Here is a 25,368-nt window from a genome sequence, read left to right on the forward strand (position 1 = left end):
GCCGCGGCTCAGGGCATCCGACCGCCAAGACGCAGATCGCGCCCCTGTCCCAGGAAGCGTGTGGCGAACAGCTCCGCATCCAGCGCCGGGCTGATGTAGTATCCCTGAATGACATCGCAGTTCATGCCCTGCAGCAGGCGGAACTGCTCGGGGCTCTCGACCCCTTCCGCGACCACCTCGAGACCGAGCGTGTGTGCCAGGTATACGGTAGCCGCCACGATCGCATAGCTGTCCTGGTCTGTAACGATCTCGTCCACGAAGGATTTGTCTATCTTCAGGGTATGGATGGGCATCTTGCGCAGGTAGCTGAGCGAAGAATAGCCGGTGCCGAAATCATCCAGCGACAGCCGCACCCCCCGCGACCTGAGATCGGCAAGCCGCGCGATCGAATCATCCGTGTCGCTCATGACCATCGATTCGGTGATTTCGAGCTCGATCAGGTCCGGGGTGATACTGCTGTCCGCTAATGCGGCGAACAGTTTGGCGGTGAAATCAGGGCTGCCGAACTGGCGTGCCGAGACATTGATCGCCACCGGCTTCGGCTCGAGGCCGGCATCGCGCCAGGCCGCGAGCTGGGTACAGACGCTGCGGATGACCCAAGCGCCGATGTCAACGATCAGGCCGGTCTCTTCGGCCAGGCCGATGAACTCGGACGGGCCGACCATGCCGTGCTGCGGATGATTCCAGCTGATCAACGCCTCGGCGCCCGCCAGCTCCCTACTGCCACCGGCCACCTTGGGCTGATAGCGCACGACGAATTCGCCACGCGCCAGCGCGGCACGCAGTTCCTGCTCCACCTGCAGCCGCCGCGACGCGACCGCGTTCAGCTCCGGGGCAAAAAACTCGTACCGTGAACGGCCGTTGTTCTTGGCGAGATACATCGCGGCATCCGCGTTGCGAATCAATTCATCAACCTCGGCACCGTCCTTGGGATAGGCGGCGATGCCGATACTGACCTTGGTATGCAGGGTGTGGCCGTCGATCGTGAATTCCCGCTGCACGGCCTGCTGTATCTTGGCCGCGATCAGGCCAAGTTCGGAGACGGGGTCGACGACGCCGTCGATGTCGGGAACGATGACGAGGAATTCGTCCCCGCCGAAGCGCACCACGGTGTCGACTTCTCTGACACTGCCCTGCAGCACGGCGGCCACGCTTTTCAGGTAGGCGTCGCCCACGGCATGGCCGAGCGAATCATTGACCAGCTTGAAATTGTCCAGATCCAGAAACAGGACCCCGACGATGCCGCGGCTGCGCTGCGCCCGCGCCAGTGCCTGCTGCAGACGATCCTTGAGCAACGCCCGGTTGGGAAGATTGGTGAGCGTGTCGTAGTGCGCCTGATGGTACAGCCGTTCCTCCCAACCTGCGTTGGACAGCGCCACGGCCACGTGGTCGACGAACTTGCGCAGACCCGCGCACGCTTCCGGTTCCTCCGGCAACGCGCGGTATCCGAACAGGAACGCGCCTGCCAGCTGCTGCTGGATGAACAGGGGGAATACCAGGATGCGGGCGACATCCGGCCATGCGAGACTGCCGACGAAGGCCAGGTCGTGACCGCCATGCTGCAGCAGCAGACAGTCCGGATTGTCCGCCAGCAGGCCCAGTTCGCGCTGCGACAGGGTCACATCCGCCTCGGCAATGGCGGCCTCCGGTGCGGCCGCAGTGAACGCAACGGCACCGCGACCGTCGACTTCCTCGTCGAGTACCAGCAGGGCCGCCGCGGTACACGGCGTGAGATCCCTGACCCGCCCCAGCACGGTGGCCGTGATGAAGCGGGCATCGAAGGACGAGAGGATCAGTCTGTCGATCTCCACCATGGTCGAGATACTGGTGAACTGGTCGGCCAGCCGGGTCGTCATGGCGTTGAACGCATCGCCCAGCACGGTGAATTCGTCGTCGCTGTCGATCTCGACCCGGCCGCCGAAGTCGCCCCTCGCTATGCGCCGGGTCGCCGTATGCAGCGTTGCCAGCGGTTGGAGCCTGCGGCGGATGGTCCGCGCCGCGACCAGTGAGATCACGAGCATTGACAGCAGCAGTACCGCGCCGTTCAGCGCCCGGAAACTGCTGATGGGCGCCAGTACCGCCGCTTCGGGGCGGCTCAGGACAAACACCAGCTCGGGTCCGGAAAAGCCGGACGGCGTGAACAAGGTCCAGTAGCCGGCCAGATAGCGGGCACCTTCCCATTCCCAGGTCTGGTAACCGGATGCCCCGTTGCTCGGGCCCTCCCCGTTGACCGAGCGGTAGTGCCGGTAGCTGTCGGGTGTACCGTGCACGAGACTGCCGTCATCCGACAGCACCAGCAGGCCATCGGGTTCCGTGTACAAATCCTCCAGCGACCAGAGCCGGTCGTAATCCAGCACACCGGCCAGCAGGCCGCTGCCGCTGGCACCGGGCACCTGCGCACGCACCAGCATAATGTCGCTGGTGCCGTCCGTGCGTTCGCGCAGCACGAGCACCGAACGGCCGGCCTCCAGCTGGCGCCGCTGCACTGCCGTCAGCATCGGAAAAGCCCCGGCGCTGCCGACTGCGCTGTCCTTACCCGGGATGGCGATGACGGCAGTGAAGGCCGACCCGGTTGCGCTTGCGCTCCAGCCGGCCCCGCCATCCGCTTGCTGCCGCAGCATGCCCTGCCCGACGGCGACGAGTTCGCGCTCCGCGGCCGACAGGCGCCGGAACACCTCGAGTCCCAGGCTCTTGCCGGTGATCAGCAGCTGTCTGCTGCTCTGCTCGCGCAGCTGCACGGCTGTCTGCATGTAGGACAGCATGGCAGCCAGGGCGGCGGGCACGAGCGCCGAGAGGACGAAGAGCAGGAACATGCGCCGCGCGAAACGGCTGCGCAGGAAGCTGTTGTCGATGGCGGGAGTGCGCACAACCCGCCTCAGTAGTCCCGTGCCAGACCCACGTAGCGGCCGTTGTTGGCGCGGATGATGTCGTCCTGTGCCTTGGGCGTGATGATCTGCTTGGAGGTCAGGCCGTTCTTGCCGATGCTCAGCAGGTCGTAGTCGGTGTTGAGCGGGTGCAGGCTCTTGTCCTTGCGGACCTTGCCATTGACACCCGGACCCGCGCCCAGGATACGCGTGTAGACGAAGGGATTACCCCAGGGATCGGTGAAGCCGGCCATGCCGATTTCGTCGAGGTCGTCGGGAAAGCGCAGGTTGTCCGCGACGAACAGCTCGATCTTGTGCACCAGGGTATTGATGCCGACGATCGCGTTCGCAGTGTCCACACGCTCCCGGTACTTGCCATAGCCGGGCACGGCGATCGCCATCACGATCATGAGGATCGCGAGGGCGAGCATCAGCTCGATCAGCTGGAAGCCGGCGCACCGGTGCGGCGCACGCACAGAGGCCGCCGACTTCGGGAATCGATCTGGCAGCGTCCGCTGGATGCCTGTCATCTGTCCGCCTCGGGTGAAAACCTGTAAATACAACAGGTTATCGGCAGCCATCCGCACCGCTTGACGCACTTATGTCATTGATATTTCGATGTTTCAATCGCGGGTGCGGGTGCGCAGCGCGGTTCGATTGTGGGGAGGGGTAGCGCCGCACCGGCAGGGGTGGCTGGCCTGCCGGCCGCGGCTGCGGGAAAGCGGACGGCGGCCGGTGCCCGCCGTTATCAGGCAGGCACCGGTGCTCGGCATGGGCGCGGGGCTACCAGTCGAGCTGCAGCGCGAGGTAGAAATTGCGCCCCTCGCCCGGCACGCGTACGCCGACGGGCACATCGCTGCCGGCGGCACGGTTGATGCCAGCCAGATGCGGCGCATAGCGCCGATCGAACACGTTGCCGACCCCGCCCGAGAGCGTCAGGTCCTGCTGAATCCGGTACTTGCCAGACAGGTTCATCAGCGCATAGCCGGCGCTCGGGGTTTCGTCATTGTAGGCGGAGACCTTGTTTTGGCGCTCGTAGAACACGCCTTCCGCCGTCACCTCCCAGGCCGGTGCAATGTAGGTGAGTCCCAGCGTGCCGTTCAGCGGCGCGATACGGTACAGGTTATCCGACACGTCGTCGCGCTTGCCGCGCACATAGCTGACGATCCCGTCCACGCGCCAGCGCGCGTCGATCCGGTAACCCCAGGCCGCATCGGCGCCGTAGAGCGTGGCGTCGACATTGCTGAATTTCAGGTCATACGGCGCCGCACCGGTTGGTGGCACACCCTGGATGTAGTCGCTGACATCCCGGTAGAAGACGCGTGGCTCCAGATAACTGCCGGCAGCCGCCATGGTGAGCGCCAGCTCGACCTGGTGCGACACCTCCGGATCGAGATCGATGTCACCGAGATAGGTCTTGCCATCGGCCAGCCCGGCGGTCGCCTCCAGGGGCGCCCACAGGTAACGCTCCTGGTAGGACGGGGAACGGGTCTTGCGCGCGAAGCCGAGCTCGAAATCGGTGCTGTCGGAGAGGACATGGTTGAAGCGTGCCACCCAGTCGAGGTTGTTGTCGTCCCGGCTGCGGTCGGCGCTGTTGAATGCGGCGACCAGCGGCGCCATCGGTGCCATGGTGCTGCTCACGGGGCCGGCATTGGTATGCACATGGTTGAGACGCAGACCGAACTCGCTGCGCCAGCCTGCGCCGATGGCGCCATCCCATTCGCCGAAGAGACCGTACACGTTGCGCTCGGCGTCGTTGAAGTTCACCACGAGAAAGGACGGGTTGGCCGGGTTGGTGATCACGGCATCGTGAGTCGCCAGCTGGCCGTCGACACCGACCAGCAGCTTACCCCCGCCCAGCGCACGGCCGACGTCTAGACGGTAACCGGTACCGGTGCCATCCGAGGTACTGAGCCGCCGGTTGGCGGCGCCGGGATCGGGCCGCAGCAGGAAATTCGTCATGGTGTGATGGACGTCGGAATGGAACAACTGGCCGTGCACGGCATGGGCACCGAGGTAACCGGAATACTCGGTGCTGACCGTGTCGGTGTCGGACATCTCGATGTCCATGGGCAGCGAGGGGGTCCCGGTCGGGCCGGTGTCGAGATGCGCAACGTCCACGTCGGCCGCGTGGCCGTCGCGGCGGTAGCCGTAGCCGAGTCCGTAGCTGTCGCGCTCATGCCGGCTGGGACGGATGGTCCCGCCATCGAATTCGATGTCGTCGCCCCGCTCGCGGCTGCCGGATAGATAGAAGCGGTGGGTACGGTTGGTCACTCCGGCCAGCACGCCGGCGGCGCCGGCGTCGTTCACCGTAGCGCCCGACAGCCGCAGCGAGCCGCGCGCCTCCATGTCATCGCCGCCGCCGAAGGCGGGACGGATCGAGCGCGCGTGCATGGTGCCGCCCAGCGTCTCCAGCCCCGAACTCACGGGCGCGATGCCGCGGATGACCTCGAGGCCTTCGAGCTGGGTGCCGGAGATGAACGAGAGTGGCGGATCCATGCTGTTGGTGCAGCCTTCCTGCACGGTGATCCCGTTGATCCTGACGTTGACCCGGTCACCGTAGAGGCCGCGATACTGCGCGATGCCGGTGAGCGCACCGTTGCGATTGACGTTGGCGCCAGGCACCTTGTGCAGCAGGCTGGCCGCGTCCGGGGCGATGCCGGGCACCTCCTCCGCGTCGAGCTGGTAACTGTTTTCTTCCTCGACCGCCGTGCCGGTCACGGTCACGGTACCGAGGCGGGTCGCTTCCTCTGCGGTCTGGGCGATGCCGGGAAACAGGACGAACGGAACGAGCAGGCAGCCGGCCGCTGCGCATGTTTTTCTTCTGACGAGCACGATGGTATCCCCACTTTTGATTTGAGACTGGATTTTCGAATTGCTTGTTTTTTGCCGTCGGACGGCTAGGGAAATTATCCGGGATAGCATTTTCGATTGCGATGCGGCGGATTGCCGCAGCCGATGCGGTGTGACGGTCGCTGCCGTCAGCACTGGCAGCATGGCTCTAGCGCGCCGGTATGAACAGAAACCCGGCGTAGATGATACCGATGGCAGCAATCCAGCTCCCGGCAATCCGGATCGCGATCACTGTCCACGGCGCGCGCATCACCAGGGTCAGCGCACCGACAGCGCCTTGCAATACCATGGCACCGAGCACGGCGCCGAGGCTGAACCAGTACGGGTTTCCGGCCGGCGGTTCGCTGCTCAGCAACTCGTGACCGGTCAGGAATCCGCAGAGCAGCACGATTGCATTGATCGCCACGCGCGACAACGGCACGGCCGCGGCCACCAGCAGTCCGGCGACGATGATGAGCAGCCGGCTGACGAGCACGGCGCCGCCCCAGACGTAGCCGGCGCCGACGACAGCCGCGCCAGCGATCACACCGGCAGCCAGCACCAGCTGTGCCAGCGCGAGCCCGTCGCGTCCGCCGCGACTTGCCAGCAGGGCCACGCCGGCCACCGGCAGGTCGAATGCTGGGTTGAGCAGCAGGTGCAGGAGACCGTCATACAGCGGCGTATTCGTTCCACCCCAGCCGTGCGCGCATGCCAGCGCCGGCAACAGCCAGAGCGCCACAGCACAGCCGGCCCTGGCCGGAGTCATTGCAGCAGCAGGAAACCGCCTACACCGGCAATCAGGCCGCCACTCGCACGCACCACCCATTGACCGGCCGGCCAGCGCCACAGCAACCCGATACCGATACCGCACAGGTGCAGGGCGCCGGTCGCCAGCACGAAGCCGACCGCGTACAGCAGCGGCGAACCGTACGTCGGCATCTCGGTGCCGTGCGCATGCCCGTGATAGATCGCGAATACGCTCACGGGCAGCAGCGCCAGCCACAGCGGCACCCGTATGCTGAACAGCACGGCCAGACCCAGCACCAGCCCGGAGGCCGCGATGCCGGTTTCGACAGCCGGCAGCGGCAGTCCGGCGGCGCCGGCGGCACCGCCCAGCGCCATGATCAGCGGGAAGGCCACGGGCAGGACCCACAGCGAGGGCAGACCCAGCTGCGCCCCCCACAGACCCACCGCCACCATGGCAACCACATGGTCGATGCCGGATACCGGGTGCAGCAGGCCACTGCGCAGACCGCCGCCGGCCCCGGCACCGCCATCCGTGTGCGCCAGGGCGAGCACGGGAACCAGCAGCAGCAGTAACATTCCGCAGCGGCGCAGGTGATTGGCCATGACAGCTCCCGAGTGTGAATCGCTGAGGTGGTTAGCACCAGGCCTGATTTCCAGGCGGCGGTGCACGTGGCATTCCGAGACGAGGTGCAAGTATGCAGCAAGCGGCCGCGCCCGGCCACACGCCCGCACAACCCGACCCGCTCCGGCGCGGCCATGCCGCGCACCGCGTCAGTGCGGCAGGGGCACCGTCACCAGGTCGACCCGGGTGGCACCGGCACGCTGGATCACCGACATCAACAGCGCCATGCTGCCATAGGGCGTGCGTTCGTCGCCGTGCACCTGCACGGTCAGCCCCGGTTGCGCCGCCAGCCTTGCCGCCAGTTCGGCCTCCAGGGCCTCCAGCGCCAGCGGGCGGTTGTCGATGAACGCTGCGCCCTGCGCATCCATGCTCACGTGCACATGCGGCGCCTGCTCGACCGGCGCGGTGGCGGCCGTTTCCGGCAGTTCGACGTGCACCGCGCGCGTCATCAGCGGTGCCGTGACGATGAAGATCACCAGCAGCACCAGCATCACGTCCACCAGCGGTGTCACGTTGATCTCGCTCATCGCCTCCTGTTCCGAACGTGTCCGCAATGCCATGTCAGGCCCGCGTGTGCAGTTCGACAAAATCGGCGGCGAAGTTTTCCAGCTCGATACCCAGGCGGCGTGACTGGCGCAAGCCGTGGTTGTAGGCGAGAACCGCCGGCACGGCGGTGGCGATACCCACCGCGGTGGCGATGAGCGCCTCGCCGATCGGTCCGGCCACGACATCGAGTGCGGCCGAACCGCTGGCACTGATGCCCTCGAGCGCCAGCATGATGCCCCAGACGGTACCGAACAGTCCGACGAAGGGAGCCGTCGAGCCCACGCTGGCCAGCAGCATCAGCCCGCTGTCCAGGCGGCGCTGCTGCTGCTGCACCTCGTCGCGCAGGGCGCGTTCCAGCAGCATCGGGCCATGCTCGGTGCGCGCGAGCAGCGCACCCTCGGCGGCGGGCGCCCGCACGGCGGCAAAGCCGCGGCGTGACACCGCCGCCAGCATCCCCCGCCCCTGCGCGGCGGCAGCCGCCGCTGCATCCAGGTCGTCAGCCTGCCAGAAACCGCGGGCGAAGCGCCGGTTCTGCAGCGCGGCGCGCAGGAACAGCCAGGACTTGAGCAGGATCACGGTCCAGCTCGCGAGCGAGAACAGCGCCAGCAGCCACAGCGTCAGATGCACGATGGCGTCGGAGGTGAGCAGGTTCATTGGGTACGGGTAATCCTGAATTCGATCGGCACATCGACCCACGCCACGACCGTGCGTCCGCCCTGCCGTGCCGGCACGAAGCGCCAGCCTTTCACCGCAGCCAGGGCGGCATCGTCGAACGGCCGGTAGCCGCTGGACTCCTTGATCAGCACCTGGCTGCAGCGGCCATCGTCCTGTACCTGCGCGCGCACCAGCACACTGCCCTCGACACCGCGCCGCAGCAGCAGCCTGGGATAGGCCGGCGGCGGATTCTTCAGGTAGGCGGCATCGGCCCGCGGCAGTTCCAGCGGGGCGGATGCCGGCGCGGCCTGCACCGGGCTCGTCGGTTCGGCACTGGCGACGGCCAGCGCGGGTGCCGCTGCCGGCGCGGGCGCGCGCCGGACCGGTACTGCAGGCTTCTGCCGTGGTGTCACCGTGCGCGACGATCTGACTGGCTGCGGGCGCGGTTGCGGCAGCGCCACCGCGGGTTCGGGGGGCGGTGCGGGCGCAACCGCCGGTGGCGGCGGCGCCGGTGTGGCAGGTGCCGCCATGCGGGTCACCAGCGAGACCGTAACCACGGGCGGCGCATCGGGCCGGCTCACAGCATGGCCGGCAAGGGTCAGCTGCTGATAGACACCGGCATGCACCGTCACGGCGAGCAGGAACGCGACCAGCCAGCCGCGCCGTTCTGTCCACCTGCCGCTGTGAGCCGGTCCAGCCATCGGGGAATACCGTGAATGATGCGCTTAATTATTGAGATTGTGAGGAAAATATAACCCCGCGGGGGGGGCGGGAGAATGTGGCAATGTGTCGCGCGACAAATTGTCGCACCCGGCGACGGCAGGCATGCCGTCACCGGCCGGGCGGCGGGGTCAGGTACGGACGACTTCCAGGCGCTCAACCTTTTGGTAGCCACGCGGCAGCTTGAGGCCGCGCCGGCCGCGCTCACCGGCGAAGGCGTCCACCTCGGCGGCGCTCATCGTTTTGTATTTTCTGCCCGCATGCACGGTAAGCTTCTCGCCGTCCTGGATGCACTCGATGGCTGCCAGGTATTCCTCCCGGCTCTTCAGCTTCGCCGCGGGAATATTGATGATCTTGTTGCCCTTGCCACGCGGCAGCTGCGGCACCTCGCCGAGCGGGATCACCAGCATGTAACCCTCGGTGGTGACCGCGACGATCCAGTCGTCGGCCTGGCTGCGCACCGCCACCGGGGGCAGCACGCCGGCCCCTTTCGGCACCGACAGCACCGCCTTGCCGGCCTTGTTGCGCGTCACCATGTCCGCGAGTCGCGCGACGAAACCATAACCGGCATCGCTGGCCAGCAGGTAGAGCTGCTCCGGCTCACCTAGCATCACCCCGGCAAAACGTGCACCGTCGGCGGGCTTGAGCCGGCCGCTGAGCGGCTCGCCCTGCCCGCGCGCGCCAGGCAGGCTGTGGGCCGGCAGCGCATAGGTACGGCCGTTGGAATCGATGAACACCGCGAGCTGGTTGCTGCGCCCGCGCGCGGCCATGAGCAGGCCGTCGCCCGACTTGTAGCTCATCTCCGCCGGGTTGATGTCGTGGCCCTTGGCGACACGCACCCAGCCGCTCTGCGACAGCACCACCGTCACGGGCTCGCTCGGGATCAGCGCGGTATCGTCCAGCACCTGCGCGGCCTCGCGCTCGACGAGCACGGACCGCCGCGCGTCGCCGTACTTCTCCGCATCCGCACGCAGCTCCTTCTTGATCAGCGTCTTCAGGCGCTTCTCCGAACCCAGTGTGGCCTGCAGCCCGTCGCGCTCGGCGAGCAGCGCATCCTGCTCGGCGCGGATCTTCATCTCCTCCAGCCGCGCCAGCTGCCGCAGGCGGGTGTCGAGGATGTAATTGACCTGTTCCTCGCTGAGCTGGAAGCGCGCCATCAGCACTTCCTTCGGCCGGTCCTCGGTACGGATGATGTGGATCACCTCGTCGAGATTGAGGAAGGCGATCAGCAGGCCCTCGAGCAGGTGCAGGCGGCTGTTGACCTTGTCGAGACGGAATTCGAGGCGGCGCCGCACGGTGGCGGTGCGGTACTCCAGCCACTCGCGCAGGATATCCGGCAGGCTCCTGATCCTGGGCCGCCCGTCCAGTCCGATCATGTTGAGGTTGATGCGAACCGTGCGTTCCAGCCCGGTGCTGGAGAAGAGGTGCGACATCAGGGCATCCACGTCGACACGGTTCGAACGCGGGACGATCACCAGGCGCGTCGGGTTCTCGTGGTCGGACTCGTCGCGCAGGTCCTCGATCATGGGCAGCTTCTTCGCGTTCATCTGCGCGGCGATCTGCTCGAGCACCTTGCTGCCCGAGGTCTGGTAGGGCAATGCGGTGATCACGATCTCGCCCTGCTCGACCTCGTAGCAGGCACGCAGGCGCACGCTGCCGTACCCGGTGCGGTAGGCCTCGAGCAGCTCGGCACGCGGTGTGATGATCTCCGCCCCGGTCGGGAAGTCCGGCCCATGGATGATCTGGCACACGTCCTCGAGCGTGCTCTTCGGTTTGTCGAGCAGCATGATGGCCGCCTCGGCGACCTCATGCAGGTTGTGCGGCGGAATGTCGGTCGCCATGCCCACGGCGATGCCCGTGGCACCGTTCAGCAGCACGTTCGGCAAGCGCGCCGGCAGCAATGCCGGTTCATCCAGGGTGCCGTCGAAGTTGGGCACCCAGTCGACCGTGCCCTGCCCCAGCTCGGCCAGCAGCACCTCGGCATAGGGTGCGAGTCGCGCCTCGGTATAGCGCATGGCGGCGAACGACTTCGGATCGTCCGGCGAACCCCAGTTGCCCTGCCCGTCGATCAGCGGATAGCGGCTGGTGAATTCCTGCGCCAGGTGCACCATCGCCTCGTAGCAGGCGGAGTCGCCGTGCGGGTGGAACTTGCCGAGCACGTCACCCACGGTGCGCGCCGACTTCTTGTGTTTGGCGCTCGCCGCAAGACCGAGCTCGGACATGGCATAGACGATGCGGCGCTGCACCGGCTTGAGGCCGTCGCCGATGTGCGGCAGCGCCCGGTCGAGAATGACGTACATGGAATAATCCAGGTAGGCCTTCTCGGTGAAGGTCTTCAGCGGCAGCTGCTCGATGCCCTCGTAGTCGAGTTCGATTGTTTCCATGGAATCAGAACCTGGTTGTCATGCCTGTAATAAAGCGGCCGCAAACGGCCCCGCCGGTGCCCCGGCCCATGCCGGCCAGCCGGCGCATAAAATCCATAGGCGCGGTCCGTGTCCGCGAACAGTCCAGCCGCCGGCACGGGCCGGATCAGACCTCCGCCAGGTTACCGCGCGACTCCAGCCAGCTGCGCCGGTCGGCGGCGCGCTTGCGCGCGAGCAGCATGTCCATCACGGTAAAGGTATCGTCGCTGGCATCGACCGTCAGCTGCACCAGCCGGCGCGTTTCCGGCGCGATGGTGGTCTCGCGCAACTGGATCGGATTCATCTCGCCTAGTCCCTTGAACCGCTGCACCGTGACCTTGCCCTTGATCTTTTCCGCCGCGATACGATCCAGCACACCCTGTTTCTCGGCATCATCCAGCGCGTAATAGACCTCCTTGCCGGCATCGATGCGGTACAGCGGCGGCATCGCGACGTAGACGTGGCCGGCCTCGACCAGGGCGCGGAAATGGCGCAGGAACAACGCGCACAGCAGCGTGGCGATGTGCGCCCCGTCGGAATCGGCGTCGGCCAGGATACAGACGCGGTTGTAGCGCAGCGCATCCAGCCGTTCCGAGCCGGGCTCCACGCCGATGGCCACGGAGATGTCGTGCACTTCCTGCGATGCCAGCACCTCGGCAGGATCGACCTCCCAGGTATTCAGGATCTTGCCGCGCAGCGGCATGATCGCCTGGTAGGTGCGGTCGCGCGCCTGCTTGGCCGAGCCGCCGGCGGAATCGCCCTCGACCAGGAACAGCTCCGTCCGCTCGCTGTCGGTCGAGGTGCAGTCGGCCAGCTTGCCGGGCAGCGCCGGGCCACTGGTGATCTTCTTGCGCACCACCTTCTTGCCCGCGCGCAGGCGTGACTGCGCGTTTTCGATGGCCAGCGCGGCGATGCGCTCGCCGACCTCGGTATGGCGGTTGAGCCACAGCCCGAAGGCATCGCGCACGACACCGGAGACGAAGGCCGCGCATTCACGCGATGACAGGCGCTCCTTGGTCTGGCCGCTGAACTGCGGGTCCTCCAGCTTGACCGACAGGATGTAGCTGCAGTTGTCCCACACGTCCTCGGGACTTAGCTTGATGCCGCGCGGTAGCAGGTTGCGGAACTCGCAGAATTCACGCACCGCTTCGGTCAATCCCATGCGCAGCCCGTTGACGTGGGTGCCGCCCTGGATGGTCGGGATGAGGTTGACGTAACTCTCGGCCACGGCCTCGCCGCCCGCAGGCAGCCAGGCCAGGGCCCACTCCGCGGCCTCGCTGTTGCCCTCCATCCGGCCGGTGAACGGCTCCTCGGGCAGGGTCGCGGCATCGCCCAGGGCACTGCGCAGATAGTCGCGCAGCCCGTCCTCGTAGTACCACTCCAGCCGCTCCGCGCCGGCCTCGTCGTAGAGGCTGACATGCAGGCCCGGACACAGCACGGCCTTGGCACGCAGCACGTGCTTCAGGCGCGAGACGGAGAACTTCGCTGAGTCGAAATATTTCGGATCGGGCCAGAAACGCAGCGTGGTACCGGTGTTCTGTCTACCGACCTTGCCCACCTCCTCCAACGCCGAAACCTTCTCCCCGCCGGAAAAGGCCATGTTGTATTCCTTGCCGCCGCGCCGCACCCAGACCTCCAGGTGTTGCGAAAGTGCGTTGACGACCGAGACGCCGACCCCGTGCAGTCCGCCGGAGAACTGGTAGTTCTTGGAGGAGAACTTGCCGCCGGAATGCAGCCGCGTCAGGATGACCTCCACACCCGGGACCCCCTCGTTGGGATGGATGTCTACCGGCATGCCGCGGCCGTCATCGCTGACCGCGAGCGAACCGTCGCTGTACACCGTGACTTCCACGCGTTTGGCATGGCCGGCCAGGGCCTCGTCGATGCTGTTGTCGATCACCTCCTGGGCCAGGTGATTGGGGCGCGAGGTGTCGGTGTACATGCCGGGGCGTTTGCGCACCGGCTCGAGACCGCTCAGCACCTCGATGGCGGAAGCGTCATAGGCGGCGGTCATGTATGGCTCTCTCTCAGGAACTGCATCGGTAATCAGTCTCCCAGCGCCGGCCGCGCACTGCGCAGGCGACGCAGGATCTGCTCCGGCGCCTGCGGTGGTTCGGTCGCCGGACACATGTATCTGTCATAAAGTACCTTGCGATAACGCTGCGTGCCCTCGCCGCGGATGCGTTCCCAGTCCGTCTCGGGCAGCACATGCCAGTTGCCGTCGGCACCGTAGGCGAAGCGCCGCTGGGCATTTTCCCCGCAATGCAGGCCCTCGTAGGTCACGTTCCACACACCGCTCGGCGACACGATCACGCTGGTGAAGCGCACCACCCGATCCTTGCCCACGCTCAGGGACGCGGGATCGAGATAGTAGCGAAAGGGATTCGCCCCCGTATCGATATCCAGTTCCAGCAGGCGCGCCTGTTCCGGGTAGGCGGGCAGGACCAGCGCCTGTTCCCGGGCGGGCTGCACCTCCGCCGGCGGCGGCCTGCTGCCGACCGGCCCGTCCTCGGGCGGCAACACACCGGCAAATACGGGCGCCACCGGACACGCCAGCAGTGTGATGTACACGGCACGCAGTCCCGGCAGCAGCAGCGAGGTCACTTTATACATGGGGAGCGCAGTTTAATGAAAAACACAGGCCGCGCCAATTGCGGCAGCGCCACCTGCGCCGCAACGCCGGAAACGTTGACGCGGATAACTCCAAGCGCTTGATCAGGTATCGAAAACGGCGCACACCCCGCACCACCGCGGGAACAGTCGGCGCTGCGTGGACGCTCAGTCGAGATCGGCGAGCAGCGCGTTGCGCACGGCCGGACTCACCGGCTCGAGCTGGTAGATGTAGGCGTGATGATCGATGCCCATGCTCAGCGCGGCACCCTGCTTCATATCCGCCACCATGGCGACGCTCAGCTCGAAGCGCAGAAAATGCACCGAGGCGGTCTTCTCGGCGGTGCTGCGATCGAGATCCTCGTCCGCGATGGCAAAGACCGGGGCATGACCGTCGACGCGCACCCAGACCCGGTCCTCGATGCCGACCAGGCCGGCGAGCAACTGCCGGCGCCTATCGACATCCGCCTCCTCGATCATGAAGGTGGCCTTCCAGTTGCTGCCGTCCGGGATCAGCGGATTGTAGGCGGCCAGTTCCTCCTCGATGCCGGCGGGCTCGAAGATGCGCTCGACGCGCAGCATCTCCTGGATCTGGTACTGGATGGTCTGGCGATCCTCGAAATACAGGGTGGCACTGGGGCCGAGATGGACCTTGCGGTCCTGCTTGTGCGCGAGCACGCGCGCGCGGATGTCGCCGCGGTGCTCGGCGTACTGTTCGAGGCTGTAGAGATCGCGGCGCGTGAGCTTGTCCATGGCTGCGCGCCCTATAAGCCGTAGGCCTGGCGCAGCAGCGTCAGCGGATGCACCGGCGCATTGTCACCGTCCAGCCCGTTCTCGATCTGGTGACCGGCCATGGGACAGTCGCTGCTGTAGTAATCGGCTGCGGCGCGCTGCACCCGGTTCACCACCGGCCGGCAGATCTTCATCGAGGTCTCGTGGTACTCCTGCTTGACGGCATAGGTGCCGTCATGTCCCGAACAGCGCTCGATGGCCTCCACCTTGGTGCCGGGTATCAGCTGCAGCAGATCGCGCGTCTTCATGCCGATGTTCTGCACGCGCAGGTGACAGGCGACGTGATAGGCGACGACACCGAGCGAATGCTTGAAATCCGTTTTCAACCGGTTGTGCCGGTGGCGCAGCATCAGGTATTCGAAGGGATCGTAGATGGCGGCGCGTATGCGCTGCACGTCCGCGTCATCCGGAAACATGAGCGGCAGCTCCTGCTTGAACATCAGCACGCACGACGGCACCGGCGCGACGATATCCCAGCCGGCCTCGACCAGCTCCAACAGCTGCGGAATATTGGTATCGCGCGCACGCCGCACGGACTCGAGATCGCCCAGTTCCAGCTTCGGCATGCCGCAGCATTGTTCGCGGCCGGCCAGTGTGACCGCGATGTCATTGTGCCGGAACACGGCGACGAGGTCCTCGCCGATCTGCGGCTCGTTGTAGTTGCCGTAACATGTGGCGAACAGCGCCACCTTGCCGGTGGTCGGACCGGCCGGCACGGCAGCCTCGCCACCGTCCCGCTGCACGCGCCGGCGCAGCGTCCTGCCGTGGTACTGCGGCACGATGGCGTCCGGATGCACGTCCAACACCCGCTCGAGCAGTTTGCGGCCGAGGCGACTGCGGTTGGTGGCGTTGACCACCTGGGTCACGATCGGGATCGCGGCCAGGGCGCCTACGGCGTCCGTGGCGGTCAGGATGCGATCGCGCCGGCGCACCTCGCCTTTCCTGAACCGCACCGCCTTGGCCCGCAGCATGAGATGCGGGAAATCGACGTTCCACTCGTGCGGCGGCACGTAGGGACACTTCGTCATGTAGCACATGTCACACAGGTAACAGTGGTCGACCACCTCCCAGTAGACCTGGCGCGGCACCCCGTCCAGCTCCAGGGTGTCGGACGCGTCGATGGCGTCGAACAACGTCGGAAAGGCGTTGCACAGGCTGAAGCAGCGGCGGCAGCCGTGGCAGATGTCGTAGACGCGCTCCAGTTCGCGGAACAGGCTCTCCTCGTCGTAGAAATCCGGGTTGGTCCAGTCCAGCGGGTGGCGGGTCGGCGCCTCCAGGCTGCCTTCACGCGTACCTTCGGTCGTCGATCCCATACGCTCCTGATCCGTGTGGCGGGTTATCCGGGGCAGCCCGGGCGGATGCGCGGGGCCGGCTGGCCCCGCGCGGATTGCAGCGGCCGGTTGCCCGGTCAGTCTTCCATGCCGTCCAGCGCCTTCTGGAAACGGTTGGCATGGGAGCGCTCGGCCTTGGCCAGCGTCTCGAACCAGTCGGCGATTTCATCGAAGCCTTCGTCGCGCGCGGCCTTGGCCATGCCCGGGTACATGTCGGTGTACTCGTGGGTCTCGCCGGCGATGGCGGCCTTGAGGTTGTCGGAGGTACCGCCGATCGGCAGGCCGGTGGCCGGATCACCCACGGCCTCCAGATATTCCAGATGGCCATGCGCATGGCCGGTCTCGCCCTCGGCCGTGGAGCGGAATACCGCGGCAACGTCGTTGTAACCCTCGACATCGGCCTTGGCTGCGAAATACAGGTAACGGCGGTTGGCCTGTGATTCACCGGCAAACGCGTCTTTCAGGTTCTGTTCGGTTGAGCTGCCTTTGAGATCCATGTTGATTCCTCTTGTCGCAAGTGATGTTTCCGGGGTCGCACCGGACGGATTTAGACTCGGTCTATATGTGGGGTAAACATACGCGTCCAACCCCGCGCCGTCAAGGCATGCGCTGCCGTCCGGCCCCTAAATTGACCCTTCTCTCCGGGGTGTTGTACCGTAGGCCGATTGCCCGGAAGATTCAAGACATGACGAAAAAACGCGCCGTTACCGCCGGCTTCGAAAAGTCCCTGCAGGAGCTGGAAAAGCTCGTGGAACGAATGGAACAAGGGGAACTCAGCCTGGAGGAATCGCTGGCGCATTTCGAGCAGGGCGTGCAGCTCTCACGCGCCTGCCAGCAGGCCCTGCGTGAGGCCGAACAGAAAGTCGAGATCCTGACACAGAAGCACGCCCAGGAAGAGATCGTCCCCTTTGACAGTGAAGACGCCTGAGACCGCGCTGGCGGCGTTCCTCGACGACTGTCGCGCGCGTCTCGAGCGGGCGCTGGAACGCTGGCTGCCCCCGGCCACAACCCACCCCGCCCGGCTGCACGCGGCCATGCGCTACGCCGTGCTCGACGGCGGCAAGCGCATCCGTCCCACCCTCGTCTACGCCGCGGGCGCAGCCACGGATGCCGCACCCGCGTGCCTGGATGCCCCGGCCTGCGCGGTGGAACTGATCCACGCCTATTCGCTGGTGCACGACGACCTGCCGGCCATGGACGACGACGACCTGCGCCGCGGCAAGCCGAGCTGCCACCGCGCCTTCGACGAAGCCACGGCCATCCTCGTCGGCGACGCCCTGCAGTCGCTCGCCTTTCACGTGCTGGCCCACACCGTGCCGGACGAGGTCGATCACACGACCCGGCTGCACATGCTGGATACACTCGCGCTGGCAAGCGGCTCGCGCGGCATGGCCGGCGGCCAGGCGATCGACCTGGCGGCCACCGGGCAGGTGCTCAATATCGCCGAACTGGAAGACATGCACATCCACAAGACCGGCGCCCTGATCCGCGCCAGCGTGCTGCTCGGCGCGCAGTGCTCGGGCCATACCAGCGCGGCCCAGCTGGAGCACCTGGATCATTACGCCAAGTGCATCGGCCTGGCGTTCCAGATCCGCGACGACATCCTCGACGTGGAGGGCGACACCCGCACGCTGGGCAAACAGACGGGGATGGATCATGCGCGCGACAAATCCACCTACCCCGCGCTGATGGGTCTGGATGCGGCCCGCCAGCGCGCGCGCGAACTGCATGCCGCGGCCATGGACAGCCTGTCCGGCTTCGACGGGCGCGCCGATCCGCTGCGCTGGATCGCGGGCTACGTCATCGAGCGCGAGCGCTGACCGCCGCTCCACCCCATTCGGATGGATTGCGCATACCCCCGCCCTCGGTTAATATCCCGAGCAAATTAGTCAGGATTATCAGCGCCCGGAACACTGCGTCCCGGCCAGCACGACGGACCGGCAGGTGCCGGGACCGCCCGACCCGGCCTGCGACCGTATCCGCGCTTCAGACCGGACACTGCAATGAAGACATCAAAAATGCTGCACGGTGACACCCAGGCCATTGCCGACGTACAGGGCAGTGCGGATACCCGCCGCATACCGATCGACAAGGTCGGCATCAAGGACATCCGCCACCCGGTCCGGGTGAAGGATCGCAGCGGCCACGAGCAGCACACCATCGCCTCCTTCAACATGTACGTGAACCTGCCGCACAACTTCAAGGGCACGCACATGTCACGCTTCGTGGAGATCCTGAACCAGCACGAATACGAGATCACGGTGGATTCATTCCGTGAAATGCTGCGCGAGATGACCGACCGGCTCGAGGCCGAATCAGGTCACATCGAGATGAACTTCAGTTACTTCGTCAACAAGGCCGCGCCCATTTCCGGGGTGCAGAGCCTGCTGGACTACAGCGTCAGCCTGATCGGCGAGATCAGCGACGGCAAACCGCGGATGAACATCAAGGTCGTCGTGCCGGTGACCAGCCTGTGCCCCTGCTCCAAGGAGATCTCCCGCTACGGTGCGCACAACCAGCGCTCGCATGTCACGGTCAATGCGCAGACCAACGGTTTCGTGTGGATCGAGGACCTGATAGATCTGGTCGAGAAGGAGGCATCCTGCGAGCTCTACGGCCTGCTCAAGCGCCCCGACGAGAAATACGTGACCGAGAAGGCCTACGACAATCCGAAATTCGTCGAGGACATGGTGCGCGACGTCGCCGCCCGCCTCAACGACGATGACCGCATCAGCGCCTATACCGTGGAGTCGGAGAACTTCGAATCCATCCACAACCACTCGGCCTACGCGCTCATCGCCCACGACAAGACCGCGCCCTGAAAGGCCGGCGCCGGCGGAACCGCGTCAGTATTTCTTGCGCAGCGTCATCAGCTGGCCGCTGTTGACGATCTCCAGCCGCCCGAGGTAGCTCATGCCCAGCAGTGTCGTCGCCGGTTGCGCCCCCTCGATGACGACTGCACTGACGTTGCGCACTTCCAGCTCGCCGACCTTGACGCTGTCCAGGCGCACCCGCCAGGCCCGCTCCACGCCTGACGCCGTGGTGACCGCGGCTGCCGTGCCGTTCACGCGGTAATCGATGCCCAACCGCCGTGCCTGGGCCGAATTCAGCGCCACGTCGGTGGCCCCGGTATCGACCAGGAACGGCACCGGCAGGCCGTTGATGCTGCCGACCGTGGTGTACATGCCGCTGCTGTTGCGCCAGACCTGGAACTCCTGCACCTGCGGATCGCGCCGGCGCGCGCTCACCCGCCCGTCCAGCCGTGCCTCGAGCCGCTGCCCGTCGATCTCCAGCACGGCCGTCTCGCTGTCCGCCGCGACCAGCCTGACACCCTGCGGCCCGGTCTCGCCGACCCGCAATACGGCCTGGCGGCCATCGATCTGCACCACGGCACGCCCGCTGAACAGGCCCACGACGCGCACGTCGGGCGACGCCTGCAGCCCGGCTGCAGCCGCCAGCAGCGCACACAGCACCGGGATGCGTATAATCAGGGCCAGGTTCACGACATTCACCTTAATCACCCTACATCGACCGATGCCGAAACCCCTGTATATATTCCGCCACGTCGAATGCGAGGGACCGGGCTACCTCGCCGGGGTCCTGGAGCGGCATGGCATCCCCTGGGAACTGATCGCGGTCGATGCGGGCGCCGCCGTTCCCGGCTCGATCGACGGCTGCGCCGGCCTAGTGTTCATGGGCGGCACCATGAGCGTGAACGATGCCCTGCCCTGGATCCCGGCGGAGCTGGAGCTGATCCGGCGGGCGCAGGCGGTCGACATGCCGGTGCTCGGCCATTGCCTCGGCGGCCAGCTGATCAGCAAGGCGCTCGGCGGCGAGGTCACGCGCAACCCGGTGAAGGAAATCGGCTGGCATCCGGTAAGGCGGCGCGACAATGCGACGGCACAGCGCTGGCTGCAGGATGTGCCTGATGCAGTCACGCTGTTTCACTGGCATGGCGAGACCTTTTCCATCCCGCCGCAGGCCGAGCACATCCTGGAAAGCGCACACTGCGCCAACCAGGCCTTCGTGCTCGGCAACACCCTGGCGCTGCAGTGTCACGTGGAGATGCTGGCGCCGATGGTCGGCGAATGGGCACAGCTGTACCGGCATGAACTCGAGGTGCCCGGTCCGGCGGTGCAGAGCGCGGCACAGATGGGCGCCGACCTCGACGTCCGCATCCGCGCCGCGCAGCAGGTCGCTGATGTCCTGTACACGCGCTGGCTGCTGCCCCTGCAGGACTGACGGAACAGTCCGGGAACTTCATCACTGCACCACCGGACGCCCGCAACAGACCTGCACCTCAGGCGGTCTGCGCGACGAACCGTGCATTGTAGAAGCGCTCCGGCCCCATCGCCTTCAGGACCACCAGGGTCAGCAGCTCCTCGTTAACGTCACCGTCGGCGGAGAACAGGTTCTGGATGCGGCCCTTGGCCGCGCCCGCCGCCTCCACGATTCTGGGTGTCAGCACCTCGCCCATGGATGAGACCATGCAGCCGTTCGGTCCCACGTTCAGCAGCACGTCGACGCCGTGCCGCAGCTCGGTCAGTGCCTCGCCCACGTAGGGGGCCAGTTCGCCCAGCGGCCGCTGGGGGGGCAGCCGTACCTGCGCGTTCTCCACCCGCCGGGCGCGGGCGCCCGGCCGCGCCAGCCGCGCCGCCCGATAGAGCGGCCGCGCGAGCACCTGGCGCAGCACGACACGGAGCAGCCGGATGCGCCGCAACCGGGTTTTTTCCCTGCCCAGGGCCGCGGCATCGGAACCTGCGACATCGATGGCGGCACGGCTGTTCAGCTCGGCCTCGTCGAGCAGGTATTCGAGGAAGCTCATCAGCGGCGTGAGTTCCAGGCTGAAACGCCGGAAGCCGACCGTGGCCAGCAGGATCCTGAAGATGTCCTCCGCCTGGGACACACGCATGTAGCCCTCGCCGGTGATGCAGATCTTCAGGGGATCAGCGGGTGGCGGGCGTGATGCGATCCAGGTATCGGCAAAACGCCGCAGCGGCGCGTTGAACTCGCGGCCGTGCAGGCGATAGAGCAGGTACCTGAGCGGCATGCCGAACACCAGTTTGCCACCGGCGGTCTGCAAGAGGCGCCTGCCGGTCGGCCCCGGGCCATGGAAGGATTCCAGCCGTCGGTAGATCTCCTGCTTGAGCGCGCGGTAATCCGCGAGGAAGCGCCGGTATTCCGCGTAGTCGCGGCAGAGCGCGCCGCCCCTGAACAGCAAACCGTGCAGCACCCCCTGCAGGATCACCCCCTGGTAGGCGCGCAGCAACACCCACTCGTCGAACCCGGCGTCGTAACCCTCGTTCTCCTTGCCGACCAACAGCTGGATGATGCCCCCGCCCGGCAGCGCGTTGCAGGCCGGATTGTCCGCGGCCGCCCCGTCCCCCACCCTGGCCGCTTGGTAGTAGAGAAGCCTGTGGACGTGGGGATATTGACCCTGGCGGCATGGCCCAGCGCCCTGGCTGTCGAAGAACAGCAGGCGTTGCTTACCGGCCACGCGCGGGTCACCGGCCTGGCTGCGCCGGACAAAATCCTCCCGCGCACGCAGCAGGTCGGCATACATGCTCGCCAGCGGGGTACAGACCGCATCCCCCGCCGCCCGGCGTCCGCGCTTGACCAGTTCCGGCAGGTTATAGGTGTCGTCGTCGTAGTTGTCGATGCAGGTGAAACCGGCGCCGCGCAGCACGGCGCACAGCGGCCGGTTGTCGGACAGGGTCGGGAAATACAGGACATCGGTCTCGCGGTTGAGCGGCGCCTGGCTGGACAGGCTGTCGATCTTGCGCATCTCGAAGCCGGCCTCGCCGCCGGTGACCTGCAGACTGCCGTGCAGGCCCTGCTCCAGCTGCTTCACGTAGGTGTTGACGCGGTTTTCGAGATGCGCGAGTTCCTTGATGACGGCATCGGACTGGATCAAGAGGAACGGCCGCATTTTCATGATCGCGGAGATGTAGTGCGCGGTGACGCTGTCCGGTCCGCAGCTGAAGGTCGAGACCTGCACCACCGGCAGCATGCTGTCAGCGGATGCCGTCTCGATGCGGCGAAACACCTCGCGCAGGCGCGCGTGGCGCAGGCGCAGGTGGAGACTGCGGTGCGCCACCGCGTTCAGCAGGCTCACGATGAAATGCGGGTTGCGCCAGTAGATATGGCTGAAATCCTCGTCCAGGTCCATGTCCAGCACGTAGGACGGGATGACGGTCATCTGCTTGTCGCGCAGCAGACGACGGATATGACTGTCGTAGATACCGGGGTTGAGGATGTACTCGCGTCCGACCACCAGCGCCACCGGCCGCCCCTCCGCCAGCGCCTCCTCCGCCATACCGGCGGCGAGATCGGCGACCTCGGCACGCAGCCGCCGGTGGTCGGCGAGCGCCCGCTCGACGAGCGTACTCAGTTCGTCAGGCGACGGCGCCACGCCGTAGCAACGGAACACCGGCGCCAGCCGGTCGTGCAACTGGGCGGACAGAAACCCGGCATCGAGGCGATCCAGGTTGAGATGGAACAAGTGGAAGCGTGCCGCCGGGTTCGCCATGCTGGCGAGGTTCATGGCCACCGCCACCCCGCCCTGGTTGGTGGTACAGGCAAGACCGCGGCTCTTGCCATCGGTGGGCAGGGTTTCGATCTGCGGCACCAGGATCATGCCGTGCGGGGCGCGCGCCAGGCGCCGGTACTGGCCCACGGCACCGATCTGCGGCGCGCAGCTGTCGATGTTGAAATCGGGCTGTGCATCGAGGATATCCTGCTCCCGGACGGTGTCGACATGCACCGGGATGCCGAGTCCTGCAAAGATTTGCGCCAGGAAATAGGCCCACTCGGAGACGACGAAACTGCGCGGTATCACCAGCCGGCGCGGATCCTCGCTGCGGGGATGACGGATGTCGATGAAGTCCCAGATCTCCTGGTAGGCGTCGCGCGGCTGTTTGACCGGTGCCAGGTGTTTTACCTTCCGGCCCAGCAGCTCGTTGATCGCGGTGCAGCCACCCAGGGTGAAGGCGATCCTGCCGCCATCCGTCCCCTGGCATCTGAGCGAGCAGCGGTTGCAGCGGGCCGACCGGTCGCCGCAGGCGGCGCCCTTGCAGACGATCACGTGTTTCTCGAAGTGGGTATCGATAAAATCCCCGAGCCTGATATACGCGAAACCCGGCAGCGCGGCCTGCTGCAGGTTCCGGATCAGTCCGATGCAGGCGCGGTGCCCGGGATTCGGAGGCACCAGGGCATACACCGGACTGCCCAGGTAGCTCTGCAGGCGGTGGGTCACGGCCAGCGGCAGCGGCTCCGAGAGCATGGTCTGGCCGTGCAGCAACACCACCGCGTTGCCGGGAAGCTCGAGCTGGTTCCACAAGGAACGCGCCATGTTTTCCACGATGGCCCAGTTCGCCGAGGCCAGGATCTCCGCCCGGGGCACACCCTGGGCCTGCAAGCGGCTGGCATTCTCCATCAGGAACACGGCGCAGGTTGCGTTGATGGCGAAGGAACGCGGCGCCCGGTACGCCTGCTCGCAGGCCGCGGCGATGCTGTCGCTCTCGAACATCGTGCCCAGCGTGTCCATCAGACTGCCGGTACCCGCCGAACACTTCAGGTTCATCGCGTTGTCGAACAGCTCGGCCTGCTCAAGGGCGATAGTCGAGATCTTGGTATCCTCGCCGCCGATGTCGATCAGGATACAGAACTGCTCGTTGATGCCCGTGATACCCTGCGACTGCAGGCGGCGGATGTGCTGCCTGGCGTGGTCGATCGAACCGCGCGCATGCGCGTAGTTCTCCACCAGCACCGAGATGCGCTCCTCCAGCGCGGGGTAAATGCGCGCAAGCGCCTGCTGCACCTGGTAGCGCGCGGAACCGGTGATACCGATGCCGCGTAGCGCCAGTTGCTCAACCCCGTCCGCGCGCAGTTCGCGGAAGATCCGCTTCACCGTCTCGATGGTATCGCCGGCATTGCTGCAGGCCCGCATGAACAGGCTCTCGCCGCTTGCGGCATCGGCCAGCACGGCCTTGGCCATGGTGGAACCCACGTCCAGACCGAGGATGACCGGATGTTCCGTGAGCCGTTGCGGCCTGCTTGGCGGCAACACATCGTCCGCGAGACGCAGGTAACGCCCATTCGCCTCGTAGCGTGATTTCAGATCGACGAAGGAAGGGTATTCCTCCGGCTCGGCATGCTGAAGCAGGCGCGCATCGGGCTGGACAAGACTGGCGGCCCCGATGCGCTGCTCCATGTTGCGCAACGCCTCCAGCACCTGCGTATTCTCCGGGTCGTGCGTGATTTCCTGCACGCCGCGCTCGCGCAGCAGGTCTGCGGCACAGTCCCTGGCGTACTGCCAGCGGAAGATGCGCCCGGTCAGGCAGACCTTGTCGAAACCCCGCGGCAGTCTCCTGCAGGCCTTCAGCACCTCCGACTTGAGAGTCGCGGCGAGTGCGACATCGAGCGGGATGCCCTGGTTCTTGTCCGAGACGGTGGCCGACGAGGCGAACACACCGCAGCGGTCGGCGCGTACGTTCACCGCCTCGCGCCGCACACGGCCGGCCTCCCCCAGGTAGTCGGAGAGCAGCGGGTCGACCTCCTCGCGCTGCAGCGCCAGCTTCTGCAATACACGATCGAGATTGATACCGGAACCGGCGCCGCAGCGCGGATTGAGCAGCAGCAGGTCGTCCTTCAGCGCACCGCTGCGCTCGATCCCGACGAGCAGGTAGCCCGAGGCCGACAGGTCGAGCATCGCCAGCGAGTTGACGGCACTGTTCTCAGACCGGGCGAGCAGTTCCCGCGCGGCCAGCCAGAACAGGGCCGCTGGCAGGACAACCTTGCCGCCGCCGAGACTGTCGCGCACCGTCCCGGCCAGCTTACCGGTAATGAACACCCGCGCAGCGGCACCCGTGCCGAAGCGATCGCCGATGTGATAGGCGGCAACGAGTTCTCGCAGATCCCTGTTATTGGGCACCACGTCATCGAACAGCACCACCCCGTCACGGCTACAGGCACGCAGCCTGAGGTGCCGGACACCGGCATCGATGTAAAGATCGGCGGACCCTGGCTGCTCGCGCCAGGCTGAAGTGTCCCGGGCGTGTTGATCTACCGTAATGTCCATGCGTACTCGGGTCTGTGTGATCAGGGGTATTGCCGGCAGGGGTTTGTCGGCAGGCTCCGCGACATGCCACAAGCGCACCTGGCGCATCGCACGCCTGCAGCGCAACTTGCGCCGCACCCGGCAGCGCCTACCGCCACACCGGGATCGGGGCCAATGTTACAGACATTGG

At 66.3% G+C, this 25,368-nt stretch carries 20 protein-coding genes; 4 read left to right on the forward strand and 16 right to left on the reverse strand.

Annotation, left to right across the window (positions count from 1 at the left end):
- Window positions 1-8 precede the first annotated feature (8 nt).
- The 14 genes from R3F42_14125 to R3F42_14190 form a co-directional block, all read right to left on the reverse strand.
- On the reverse strand, window positions 9-2,867 hold the full coding sequence (locus R3F42_14125; GenBank protein ID MEZ5543155.1) for an EAL domain-containing protein: 2,859 nt from the start codon (window positions 2,865-2,867) through the stop codon (window positions 9-11).
- Window positions 2,868-2,875: 8 nt separating this feature from the next.
- The gene (locus tag R3F42_14130; protein ID MEZ5543156.1) at window positions 2,876-3,394 is read right to left on the reverse strand and encodes a prepilin-type N-terminal cleavage/methylation domain-containing protein; all 519 of its coding nucleotides are present in this window, start codon (window positions 3,392-3,394) and stop codon (window positions 2,876-2,878) included.
- A gap of 253 nt (window positions 3,395-3,647) precedes the next feature.
- Window positions 3,648-5,699 (reverse strand): TonB-dependent receptor, encoded by a 2,052-nt coding sequence (locus tag R3F42_14135; GenBank protein MEZ5543157.1) that lies wholly within the window; start codon window positions 5,697-5,699, stop codon window positions 3,648-3,650.
- A 166-nt stretch (window positions 5,700-5,865) separates the two neighbouring features.
- Window positions 5,866-6,435 (reverse strand): HupE/UreJ family protein, encoded by a 570-nt coding sequence (locus R3F42_14140; protein ID MEZ5543158.1) that lies wholly within the window; start codon window positions 6,433-6,435, stop codon window positions 5,866-5,868.
- 23 nt (window positions 6,436-6,458) lie between these two features.
- Entirely contained in the window at window positions 6,459-7,046 is a 588-nt protein-coding gene (locus tag R3F42_14145; protein MEZ5543159.1) for a HupE/UreJ family protein, read from the reverse strand.
- A 168-nt stretch (window positions 7,047-7,214) separates the two neighbouring features.
- Window positions 7,215-7,625 (reverse strand): biopolymer transporter ExbD, encoded by a 411-nt coding sequence (locus R3F42_14150; protein ID MEZ5543160.1) that lies wholly within the window; start codon window positions 7,623-7,625, stop codon window positions 7,215-7,217.
- Between the two features lies 1 nt (window position 7,626).
- The gene (locus R3F42_14155) at window positions 7,627-8,265 is read right to left on the reverse strand and encodes a MotA/TolQ/ExbB proton channel family protein (GenBank protein ID MEZ5543161.1); all 639 of its coding nucleotides are present in this window, start codon (window positions 8,263-8,265) and stop codon (window positions 7,627-7,629) included.
- Window positions 8,262-8,966, reverse strand: a complete 705-nt coding sequence (locus R3F42_14160) for an energy transducer TonB (protein ID MEZ5543162.1) — start codon at window positions 8,964-8,966, stop codon at window positions 8,262-8,264. The genes R3F42_14155 and R3F42_14160 overlap by 4 nt, the downstream gene beginning before the upstream one ends.
- Before the next feature lie 150 nt (window positions 8,967-9,116).
- Window positions 9,117-11,369 (reverse strand): DNA topoisomerase IV subunit A, encoded by a 2,253-nt coding sequence (parC, locus tag R3F42_14165; GenBank protein ID MEZ5543163.1) that lies wholly within the window; start codon window positions 11,367-11,369, stop codon window positions 9,117-9,119.
- A gap of 145 nt (window positions 11,370-11,514) precedes the next feature.
- A complete protein-coding gene (gene parE, locus R3F42_14170) occupies window positions 11,515-13,401 on the reverse strand; it encodes a DNA topoisomerase IV subunit B (protein ID MEZ5543164.1) in 1,887 nt (628 codons plus the stop codon).
- 32 nt (window positions 13,402-13,433) lie between these two features.
- Window positions 13,434-14,000 (reverse strand): CNP1-like family protein, encoded by a 567-nt coding sequence (locus R3F42_14175; protein ID MEZ5543165.1) that lies wholly within the window; start codon window positions 13,998-14,000, stop codon window positions 13,434-13,436.
- A gap of 165 nt (window positions 14,001-14,165) precedes the next feature.
- On the reverse strand, window positions 14,166-14,750 hold the full coding sequence (locus R3F42_14180; protein MEZ5543166.1) for a DUF3501 family protein: 585 nt from the start codon (window positions 14,748-14,750) through the stop codon (window positions 14,166-14,168).
- An 11-nt stretch (window positions 14,751-14,761) separates the two neighbouring features.
- Window positions 14,762-16,102, reverse strand: coding sequence for a heterodisulfide reductase-related iron-sulfur binding cluster (locus R3F42_14185; GenBank protein ID MEZ5543167.1), 1,341 nt, complete (start codon window positions 16,100-16,102; stop codon window positions 14,762-14,764).
- Between the two features lie 95 nt (window positions 16,103-16,197).
- Window positions 16,198-16,617, reverse strand: a complete 420-nt coding sequence (locus R3F42_14190) for a rubrerythrin family protein (GenBank protein ID MEZ5543168.1) — start codon at window positions 16,615-16,617, stop codon at window positions 16,198-16,200.
- Between the two features lie 188 nt (window positions 16,618-16,805).
- Here R3F42_14190 and R3F42_14195 point away from each other — a divergent pair, with 188 nt between their 5' ends.
- From R3F42_14195 to folE2, 3 genes are all read left to right on the forward strand, one after another.
- Window positions 16,806-17,048 carry an exodeoxyribonuclease VII small subunit gene (locus R3F42_14195; GenBank protein ID MEZ5543169.1) on the forward strand — a complete coding sequence of 81 codons (243 nt, stop codon included), beginning with the start codon at window positions 16,806-16,808 and terminating at the stop codon, window positions 17,046-17,048.
- Window positions 17,029-17,940: a (2E,6E)-farnesyl diphosphate synthase gene (gene ispA / locus R3F42_14200; protein MEZ5543170.1), complete on the forward strand. Its 912-nt coding sequence runs from the start codon at window positions 17,029-17,031 to the stop codon at window positions 17,938-17,940. Before R3F42_14195 ends, ispA begins: the two co-directional genes overlap by 20 nt.
- A gap of 198 nt (window positions 17,941-18,138) precedes the next feature.
- Window positions 18,139-18,942, forward strand: coding sequence for a GTP cyclohydrolase FolE2 (gene folE2, locus R3F42_14205; protein ID MEZ5543171.1), 804 nt, complete (start codon window positions 18,139-18,141; stop codon window positions 18,940-18,942).
- Window positions 18,943-18,966: 24 nt separating this feature from the next.
- Here the strand turns inward: folE2 and R3F42_14210 are convergent, their stop codons facing one another.
- Window positions 18,967-19,608 (reverse strand): TIGR02281 family clan AA aspartic protease, encoded by a 642-nt coding sequence (locus tag R3F42_14210; GenBank protein ID MEZ5543172.1) that lies wholly within the window; start codon window positions 19,606-19,608, stop codon window positions 18,967-18,969.
- A gap of 46 nt (window positions 19,609-19,654) precedes the next feature.
- Here R3F42_14210 and R3F42_14215 point away from each other — a divergent pair, with 46 nt between their 5' ends.
- A complete protein-coding gene (locus R3F42_14215; protein ID MEZ5543173.1) occupies window positions 19,655-20,362 on the forward strand; it encodes a type 1 glutamine amidotransferase in 708 nt (235 codons plus the stop codon).
- Between the two features lie 58 nt (window positions 20,363-20,420).
- Here the strand turns inward: R3F42_14215 and R3F42_14220 are convergent, their stop codons facing one another.
- Entirely contained in the window at window positions 20,421-25,199 is a 4,779-nt protein-coding gene (locus tag R3F42_14220; protein ID MEZ5543174.1) for an acyl-CoA dehydratase activase-related protein, read from the reverse strand.
- Window positions 25,200-25,368 lie beyond the last annotated feature (169 nt).

The organism is Pseudomonadota bacterium (assembly GCA_041395565.1).
In the GTDB taxonomy this organism is placed as follows: domain Bacteria; phylum Pseudomonadota; class Gammaproteobacteria; order UBA9214; family UBA9214; genus UBA9214.

Bases quoted from the DNA above. Each gene is read 5' to 3' on its own strand.
- R3F42_14160 (MEZ5543162.1), bottom strand. From the start codon at position 8,966: ATGGCTGGACCGGCTCACAGCGGCAGGTGGACAGAACGGCGCGGCTGG.
- R3F42_14215 (MEZ5543173.1), top strand. From the start codon at position 19,655: ATGCCGAAACCCCTGTATATATTCCGCCACGTCGAATGCGAGGGACCG.
- R3F42_14220 (MEZ5543174.1), bottom strand. From the start codon at position 25,199: ATGGACATTACGGTAGATCAACACGCCCGGGACACTTCAGCCTGGCGC.
- R3F42_14155 (MEZ5543161.1), bottom strand. From the start codon at position 8,265: ATGAACCTGCTCACCTCCGACGCCATCGTGCATCTGACGCTGTGGCTG.
- R3F42_14145 (MEZ5543159.1), bottom strand. From the start codon at position 7,046: ATGGCCAATCACCTGCGCCGCTGCGGAATGTTACTGCTGCTGCTGGTT.
- folE2 (MEZ5543171.1), top strand. From the start codon at position 18,139: ATGCTGCACGGTGACACCCAGGCCATTGCCGACGTACAGGGCAGTGCG.
- R3F42_14150 (MEZ5543160.1), bottom strand. From the start codon at position 7,625: ATGGCATTGCGGACACGTTCGGAACAGGAGGCGATGAGCGAGATCAAC.
- R3F42_14185 (MEZ5543167.1), bottom strand. From the start codon at position 16,102: ATGGGATCGACGACCGAAGGTACGCGTGAAGGCAGCCTGGAGGCGCCG.
- R3F42_14195 (MEZ5543169.1), top strand. From the start codon at position 16,806: ATGACGAAAAAACGCGCCGTTACCGCCGGCTTCGAAAAGTCCCTGCAG.
- parC (MEZ5543163.1), bottom strand. From the start codon at position 11,369: ATGGAAACAATCGAACTCGACTACGAGGGCATCGAGCAGCTGCCGCTG.
- R3F42_14175 (MEZ5543165.1), bottom strand. From the start codon at position 14,000: ATGTATAAAGTGACCTCGCTGCTGCTGCCGGGACTGCGTGCCGTGTAC.
- R3F42_14190 (MEZ5543168.1), bottom strand. From the start codon at position 16,617: ATGGATCTCAAAGGCAGCTCAACCGAACAGAACCTGAAAGACGCGTTT.
- R3F42_14180 (MEZ5543166.1), bottom strand. From the start codon at position 14,750: ATGGACAAGCTCACGCGCCGCGATCTCTACAGCCTCGAACAGTACGCC.
- parE (MEZ5543164.1), bottom strand. From the start codon at position 13,401: ATGACCGCCGCCTATGACGCTTCCGCCATCGAGGTGCTGAGCGGTCTC.
- R3F42_14130 (MEZ5543156.1), bottom strand. From the start codon at position 3,394: ATGACAGGCATCCAGCGGACGCTGCCAGATCGATTCCCGAAGTCGGCG.